This window comes from Micromonospora sp. NPDC047753 (genome assembly GCF_040642735.1).
GTDB lineage: Bacteria > Actinomycetota > Actinomycetes > Mycobacteriales > Micromonosporaceae > Micromonospora.
Genome location: NZ_JBEYSL010000563.1, coordinates 1 through 4,012, shown reverse-complemented (window position 1 = coordinate 4,012; position 4,012 = coordinate 1). Strand labels below are relative to the sequence as shown.

Below are 4,012 nucleotides of genomic sequence, written 5' to 3'. Positions count from 1 at the left end.
GTCCAGAGCGATGTCGCGGGGCACGAAACCGTCGGCGAGCACGAGCGCGTCGGCCACCGGGCCCGGTCGCCGCCGGTCGCGCTGTCGCGCCGAGGGGCCGGTGGCAGCAGAAGACCGAGCAACCCGGCGACCAGCGGTACGGCGGGCAGCAGCGCCCCGAGCAGCCCGGTCACCGGCCAGCCTCCGAGTCTGCGACGACCGGCTCGCGCCCACCGGAGGGATCCGGCGACTCGGTGAGCGGCACGTCATCCACCGCGACGGTCGCCCGCAACCGGTAGAGCTGAAGGACGATCGCCAGCCCCACCCCGATCTCGGCGGCGGCGAGGACGATGACGAACAGCGCGAAGACCTGCCCCGAGTGCGGGAGCACGGCGCGGGCGGTGGTGTCCGCGGTGACCAGGATCAGGTTGACGGCGTTGAGCATCAACTCGACCGACATCAGCACCAGCACCGCGTTGCGACGGCGCAGTACGCCGTACACGCCGAGGCCGAACAGCAGCGCGGCGGTGACGTACGGGATGACCGGCCTCACCGGCGCCCCCCGGGCTCGCTGTCGACCAGGTCGCCTGCCGTGCCGTCGCGTTGCGGGGCGGCACGGCCGATGTCCGGCCGGGACAGCACGATCGCGCCCACCAGCGCGGAGAGCAGCAGCACCGACAGCACCTCGAACGGCAGCACCCAGGACTGGAAGATCTGCTCGCCCAGCCGCTCGGCGGTGCCGGCGTCAGGCAAGGTGACTGTGCTCCACCGGTACGCGTCGACCAGCAGCGCGGCCAGCCCCAGCCCGGCGCCGCCACCGATCAGCGCGGCCGGCCAGCCCGGCCGGTCCAGGTCGTCGGAAGCGCCGATCGGGGCCCGGGTCAGCATCACCGCGAACAGCAGCAGGACCACCACCGCGCCCACGTAGATCAGCACCTGCACCCAGGCCACCAGCTCGGCGCTGAGCACCAGGAAGTCACCAGCCAACGCGCCCAGGCACACCACCAGGTAGAGCCCGGCCCGGACCAGGTGCTTCGTTGTCACCACCAGCACGCCCGCGCCGACCGCCACCGCGCCGAGGGCGAGCAGCAGCACGTCCGCGCCGGTCACCGGAGCGCCCTTCCGGCCCGGGCGCTCACGACGCCGGGTCCTGGTCGGCGTCGGGGCGTACCGCCGGCGGAGCGGGACGTGCGGCGGCCGCCTTGCGCGCGGCGGAGGTCTCCTCCTTGGCCGGCTCGCCGTTCGGGTCGTGCGCGGGCGGCGGCGGAACGGTGGCCATCCACTGACCGAGGTGGTCCTTGTCGTGCAGCAGGTCCTTGATGTCGTACTCGGCGTACTCGAACTCCGGTGACCAGTAGAGCGCGTCGAACGGGCAGACCTCGATGCAGATGCCGCAGTACATGCAGAGCGAGAAGTCGATGTCGAACTTGTCGAGCACGTTGCGCTGGCGGGGGCGGGCGGCGCCGGGCACCACCACCTCCTCCTTGTGCGAGTCGATGTAGATGCACCAGTCCGGACACTCCCGGGCGCAGAGCATGCAGACCGTGCAGTTCTCCTCCGACAACGCGATCACCCCACGCGAACGGGGCGGCAGCTCAGGGGCCACATCGGGGTACTGCTGAGTGGTCGACCGGCTGGTCATCGTCTTGAGGGTGACCGCCAGCCCCTTCACCAGGCCCGCGCCGGGGAGGCCGCGCTCGCTGGTGTCACCGCGCTCGCTGGGGTCGCTCATGTCGACCATCCTGCCCTGTGGCCACTGCGCGCGCGACCACCACCCACAGGTCGACGACCTCAGGGCTCACCCGAGGAGCGCGGTCACCTGCGGAACAGCCGGATCACGCCCCGGGTCCGCCGACGACGGCCGGTGGGAGCATCTCGACACCGAGTTGTTGCAACAACTGGAACAACTCGTTGCAGCTCCACACCTCGACGATCCGGCCCGCAGTGTCGAAACGCAGGAACGTCGCCCCCGAATAGCTGACCACCTGCCCGGTCGGCGGCACCGGCCCGAACTGCCCGGCGTGGGTGCCGGCGGCCCGCCAGTGCACCGCCACCCGCTCGCCGGCCGCGACCACGTCGACGATCTTGTAGCGGAGGTCCGGGAAGGCCGCCCGACGCTCGCGGTGCCAGGCCAACGTCGCCTCCGGCCCGGTGCCGCCCAGCCCCGGGCACTCCTCGGCGACCAGCTCGTACGCCGACTCCTCCTGGCGGGCATTCCACACATCGGCGATGAACCGCCGGGCCGCCGCCTCCACATCCGTCATGCCGGCAGGGTATCCGGACCACTGTGCGCCGTAGATCCGCGAGGATTGGGTAGAGACAACAGACCAGACCGGGAGGGCGACGTGGGCGAGGAAAAAGGCGGCAAGTACGTCGAGCCGGGCGGCGAGTTCACCCGCGACCAGCGGTACATCGCCACCCGGATCACCGAGGACGGGCGCGACGGATACCCGGTCGAGCCGGGCCGGTACCGGCTGGCGGTCAGCCGGGCCTGCCCGTGGGCCAACCGACTGATCATCGTGCGGCGGTTGCTCGGTCTGGAGGACGCCATGTCGATGGCGGTGGCCGGCCCGACCCACGACGCCCGGAGCTGGACCTTCGACCTCGACCCCGACGGCCGGGACCCGGTGCTCGGCATCGAGCGCATCCAGGAGGCGTACTTCAAGCGCTTCCCCGGCTACGAGCGCGGCATCACAGTGCCGGCGATCGTCGACGTGCCGACCGGGCAGGTGGTGACCAACGACTACGCGCAGATGAGCCTGGACCTGTCCACGCAGTGGAGGGCGTACCACCGCGAGGGCGCACCGCAGCTCTACCCCGAGCACCTGCGGGAGCAGATCGACGAGGTCAACGCCGTGGTGTTCCGGGACGTCAACAACGGCGTCTACCGGTGCGGGTTCGCGGGCAACCAGGAGGCGTACGACAAGGCGTACCACCGGCTCTTCGACCGGCTGGACTGGCTCACCGAGCTGTTGGCCGACCAGCGCTACCTGGTCGGCGACACCATCACCGAGGCCGACGTACGACTGTTCACCACGCTGGTCCGCTTCGATCCGGTCTACCACGGCCACTTCAAGTGCAACCGGCAGAAGCTGAGCGAGATGCCGGTGCTGTGGGCGTACGCCCGGGACCTGTTCCAGACTCCCGGTTTCGGCGACACCATCGACTTCGACCACATCAAGCGGCACTACTACGAGGTACACCGCGACATCAACCCGACCGGGATCGTGCCGCTCGGCCCGGACCTGTCCAACTGGCTCACCCCACACGGTCGGGAAGCGCTGGGCGGCCGCCCCTTCGGCGACGGCACCCCACCCCCACCCCCGGTCGAGCCCGTAAACCCCGCCCACACCCCGCTGCCCTAAACAAGCAACCGCCCCGCGCCCGCCCGCGCCCGCCCGCCCGCGCCCCGAGTTCTACCCCGCATCCCCGCCCGCCCTGCCCCTGCCCTTGCCCGCCCGCGCCGCCCGCGCGGCCCGCGCGCTCGCCCCGCCCCGCCCGCGCCCCCGTGCCCGCCCTTGCCCATGCCCCCTCGCGCCGCCTGCGCCGCCGCGCGCCCGCCCCGCCCCGCCGCGCCGCGCCGCGCCGCGCCGCGCCGCCGATCTTGCAGTTTCGGTTGCCGGTTCGAGCAATTTGCCCCTTCTGTTGGCACAGCAAGTGCAAGATCGCGGGTCGGTGACCTCTCGACCCGGTCGATCATGGAGTTATGGCGCCTGGATTATTGCTGTCCGGGCGGTTTGTCACCCACCACAACTCCATGATCGACCCAGCAGGGCCGGCAGCGGAGCGGGGCGGGGCAGCGGAGCGGGGCAGAACGGGGCCGGAGGCAAGGGCAGGGCCGGGCAGGGCCGGGCAGGGCCGGGCAGGGCCGGGCAGGGCCGGGCAGGGCCGGGCACCGAGGAGACCGAACCCCGCGAGGTGCCGCGCGGCGGTTTCGGCCGCGACATCCTCGACCTTGAGGGGTATGCCGAGCACCCGCAGCTCGGCGCCTACCAGGCGGCGGTGGAGGCAGGGGCGTTCGCCGAGTTCGGTG

5 protein-coding genes are annotated in these 4,012 nt (G+C 72.0%); 1 reads left to right on the top strand and 4 read right to left on the bottom strand.

The window, feature by feature from the left end:
- Positions 1-169 precede the first annotated feature (169 nt).
- The 4 genes from nuoK to ABZ749_RS30895 all read right to left on the bottom strand — a co-directional run bounded on the left by nuoK (position 170) and on the right by ABZ749_RS30895 (position 2,243).
- Complete coding sequence (gene nuoK, locus ABZ749_RS30910) at positions 170-532, bottom strand: NADH-quinone oxidoreductase subunit NuoK (protein WP_357233947.1); 363 nt, start codon at positions 530-532, stop codon at positions 170-172.
- Entirely contained in the window at positions 529-1,089 is a 561-nt protein-coding gene (locus ABZ749_RS30905) for an NADH-quinone oxidoreductase subunit J (RefSeq protein WP_357233944.1), read from the bottom strand. Before ABZ749_RS30905 ends, nuoK begins: the two co-directional genes overlap by 4 nt.
- Before the next feature lie 25 nt (positions 1,090-1,114).
- Positions 1,115-1,720, bottom strand: a complete 606-nt coding sequence (locus ABZ749_RS30900; protein WP_357233941.1) for an NADH-quinone oxidoreductase subunit I — start codon at positions 1,718-1,720, stop codon at positions 1,115-1,117.
- Positions 1,721-1,814: 94 nt separating this feature from the next.
- Positions 1,815-2,243, bottom strand: coding sequence for an ester cyclase (locus tag ABZ749_RS30895; protein WP_355005691.1), 429 nt, complete (start codon positions 2,241-2,243; stop codon positions 1,815-1,817).
- An 81-nt stretch (positions 2,244-2,324) separates the two neighbouring features.
- Here ABZ749_RS30895 and ABZ749_RS30890 point away from each other — a divergent pair, with 81 nt between their 5' ends.
- On the top strand, positions 2,325-3,344 hold the full coding sequence (locus ABZ749_RS30890) for a glutathione S-transferase C-terminal domain-containing protein (RefSeq protein ID WP_357233939.1): 1,020 nt from the start codon (positions 2,325-2,327) through the stop codon (positions 3,342-3,344).
- Positions 3,345-4,012 lie beyond the last annotated feature (668 nt).

Bases quoted from the DNA above. Each gene is read 5' to 3' on its own strand.
- ABZ749_RS30895 (WP_355005691.1), bottom strand. From the start codon at position 2,243: ATGACGGATGTGGAGGCGGCGGCCCGGCGGTTCATCGCCGATGTGTGG.
- ABZ749_RS30900 (WP_357233941.1), bottom strand. From the start codon at position 1,720: ATGGTCGACATGAGCGACCCCAGCGAGCGCGGTGACACCAGCGAGCGC.